Raw genomic sequence first — 3,156 nt, forward strand, 5'->3', positions numbered from 1 at the left:
GTTAGCGTGAGTCATGAGTGGGTCTTCTCGGGCAGGTCGGTGGTGTAGGAACTTCCATCCTGCGGGAGAGGCCCACTCGTCTCATCTCAGCCCGTACCCCGTGGCAAGAACCTCATGACCCACAACACCTAGACTGGACGGGTCCCCGAACCAGGAGCGTGTGACCCCGTCATGTCCTTCCCGCTGCACCGTCCCCGGCGTCTGCGCCGGTCCGCCGCGATGCGCCGCCTCGTCGCCGAGACGCGCCTGCACCCCGCCGAGCTGATCCTGCCGGCCTTCATCAAGGAGGGCGCCGCCGAGCCCGTGCCGATCGCCTCGATGCCGGGCGTCGTGCAGCACACCGCGGACTCGCTCAAGGCCGCCGCGGCCGAGGCCGCCGAGCTGGGCCTGGGCGGCATCATGCTGTTCGGCGTGCCGACCACGCGCGACGCCGTCGGCAGCGCCGCCCTGGACCCGGACGGCGTCCTGAACCGGGCCATCCGGGACGTGAAGGCGGAGGTGGGGGACGGGCTCGTCGTGATGTCCGACCTGTGCCTGGACGAGTTCACCGACCACGGCCACTGCGGCGTGCTCACCGCCGAGGGCGCCGTGGACAACGACGCGACGCTGGAGATCTACGCCCGGATGGGCGTCGCGCAGGCCGAGGCCGGTGCGGACGTGCTCGGCCCCTCCGGGATGATGGACGGCCAGGTCCGCGTGATCCGGGAGGCCCTCGAGGGCGCCGGCCACCACGAGACCGCGATCCTCGCCTACGCCGCGAAGTACTCCTCGGCGTTCTACGGGCCGTTCCGCGACGCCGTCGACTCCCAGCTCACGGGCGACCGCAAGACCTACCAGATGGACGCCGCCAACCGGAGCGAGGCCCTGCTCGAGGTCGCCCTCGACCTCGAGGAGGGCGCGGACATGGTGATGGTCAAGCCCGCGATGAGCTACCTGGACATCGTGCGCGACGTGGCGGACATGGCGGACGTGCCCGTCTCCGCGTACCAGATCTCGGGGGAGTACGCGATGATCGAGGCCGCCGCCGCGCACGGCTGGATCGACCGGAAGGCCTCGATCGTCGAGTCCGTGCTCTCCATCCGGCGCGCCGGCGCCGACTCCGTGCTCACCTACTGGGCGGCCGAGCTCGGCCGCTGGATGAAGGAGGGGTCCCTGTGACCGCGTCCCAGCCGACCACCAACGCCGCCGCCTTCGCCGCGGCCCAGGCCGTCATCCCCGGCGGCGTCGACTCACCCGTGCGCGCCTTCGGCTCGGTGGGCGGCACGCCCCGGTTCATGGCCGGCGCACGCGGCCCGTACCTGACCGACGTCGAGGGCAACGAGTACGTGGACCTGGTCTGCTCGTGGGGCCCCATGCTGCTGGGCCACCAGCACCCCGAGGTCGTCGAGGCCGTGCACGCCGCCGTGGACCGCGGCCTCGGCTTCGGCACCTCCACGCTGGAGGAGACCGCGCTGGCCGAGCTGATCGCCTCCAAGGTCCCGGTCGAGCGCGTGCGCTTCGTGTCCACCGGCACCGAGGCCACCATGACGGCCCTGCGCCTGGCCCGCGGCGTGACCGGCCGCAACCTGATCGTGAAGTTCGCCGGCTGCTACCACGGCCACTCGGACGGCCTGCTGGCCGCGGCCGGCTCGGGCGTGGCGACCGCCGCCCTGCCCGGCTCCGCGGGCGTCACCGAGGCCGCCGCCTCCGAGACCCTCGTGGTGGACTACAACGACCGCGCCGCCGTCGAGGCCGTGTTCGCCGAGCACGGCGAGCGCATCGCCGCGCTCATCACGGAGGCCGTGCCCTGCAACATGGGCGTCGTGGAGCCCGCCGAGGGCTTCAACGCGTTCCTGCGCGAGATCACCCGCCGCCACGGCGCGCTGCTGATCTGGGACGAGGTGCTCACCGGCTTCCGCGCCACCGCCACGGGCGGCTGGGGCCTGTCCGGACAGCCCGAGGGCTGGACCCCGGACATCTGGTGCTTCGGCAAGGTGATCGGCGGCGGCATGCCCGCGGCCGCCCTGGGCGGCTCCGCCGAGATCATGGACCACCTGGCCCCGCTCGGCCCCGTGTACCAGGCCGGCACCCTCTCCGGGAATCCGGTGGCCATGGCCGCCGGCCACGCCACGCTCTCCCGCGCCGACGAGGCCGTCTACGCGGCCGTGACGCGCGCCTCGGACGCCGTGCGCGAGGGCCTCGTGGCCGCGCTCGACGCCGAGGGCGTGGACCACTCGATCCAGCGGGCCGGCACCCTGTTCTCCGTGGCGTTCGGCACCTCCGGCACCGGCGTGCGGGACTACCGGGACGCCCAGGGCCAGGAGGTCTTCCGCTACGCCCCGTTCTTCCAGTCGATGCTGGCCTCCGGCGTGTACCTGCCGCCGTCCGTGTTCGAGGCCTGGTTCGTCTCCGCCGCCCACGACGACGCGGCGGTCACCCGGGTGCTCGACGCGCTGCCGGCCGCGGCGAAGGCGGCCGCGGCGGCGACGCCCCAGGGCTGAGACCCGGGTGCGGGTCGGGGCCGGGCGCTCAGCGCTCGGCCTCGACCGGCCAGTGGCGCGAGACGGTGGCCTGCGGGTCCTTGCGCCGCAGGTACTGCTCGAAGCTCTCCGCCTGCTCGGCCTTCCAGCGGACCTGCCGCTCGTGCAGGTCCGCCGGCGCGACGCGCAGCTGCTCGTACTGGGCGGCCAGGGCGTCGGCCACCTGGACGGCGGCGAGGGCGTCCGCCGCGGAGGTGTGCGCGTTCTCCAGGGTCACCCCGTAGTGCTCGGACACCGCGGAGAGCGTGCGCTTGCCCTTGCGGAACCGGTCCACCTGCTTGTCCAGCACGAACGGGTCGATCACGGGGCGGGCCTCGAGCGGCGTCAGCCCGTGGCGGCGCGCCTCCCGGTCCATCACCGTGAAGTCGTACACGCCGTTGAACGCCACCACGGGGATGCCCGCGGCGAACAGGTCCCGCAGGGTCTCGGTGATCTCCGTGACGCCCTGCGCGGCGGGCCTGCCCTCCGCCTGCGTCCGCTCCGTTGTGCAGCCGTGGACCTCGGACGCCTGCCTCGAGCGGCGTCAGCCCGTGGCGGCGCGCCTCCCGGTCCATCACCGTGAAGTCGTACACGCCGTTGAACGCCACCACGGGGATGCCCGCGGCGAACAGGTCCCGCAGGGTCTCGGTGATCTCCG

General features: G+C 73.4%; 2 protein-coding genes and 1 pseudogene. 2 read left to right on the forward strand and 1 reads right to left on the reverse strand.

Going from position 1 to position 3,156, the window contains the following annotated elements; all coding sequences use genetic code 11:
- The first annotated feature begins 171 nt into the window (after positions 1-171).
- Positions 172-1,158 carry a porphobilinogen synthase gene (gene hemB / locus D8M29_RS10415; RefSeq protein WP_049147281.1) on the forward strand — a complete coding sequence of 329 codons (987 nt, stop codon included), beginning with the start codon at positions 172-174 and terminating at the stop codon, positions 1,156-1,158.
- Positions 1,155-2,480 (forward strand): glutamate-1-semialdehyde 2,1-aminomutase, encoded by a 1,326-nt coding sequence (gene hemL, locus D8M29_RS10420; RefSeq protein ID WP_049147283.1) that lies wholly within the window; start codon positions 1,155-1,157, stop codon positions 2,478-2,480. The genes hemB and hemL overlap by 4 nt, the downstream gene beginning before the upstream one ends.
- 28 nt (positions 2,481-2,508) lie before the next feature.
- On the opposite strand, the pseudogene D8M29_RS10425 reads toward hemL, so the two are convergent.
- Positions 2,509-3,018, reverse strand: a pseudogene (locus D8M29_RS10425) (3'-5' exonuclease); the annotation flags it as partial.
- Between the last annotated feature and the right edge of the window lie 138 nt (positions 3,019-3,156).

This window comes from Micrococcus sp. HSID17227 (assembly GCF_003989405.1).
In the GTDB taxonomy this organism is placed as follows: Bacteria; Actinomycetota; Actinomycetes; order Actinomycetales; family Micrococcaceae; genus Micrococcus; species Micrococcus luteus.

Excerpts from the sequence above, each read along its gene's own strand:
- hemB (WP_049147281.1), top strand. The coding sequence starts at position 172 with ATGTCCTTCCCGCTGCACCGTCCCCGGCGTCTGCGCCGGTCCGCCGCG.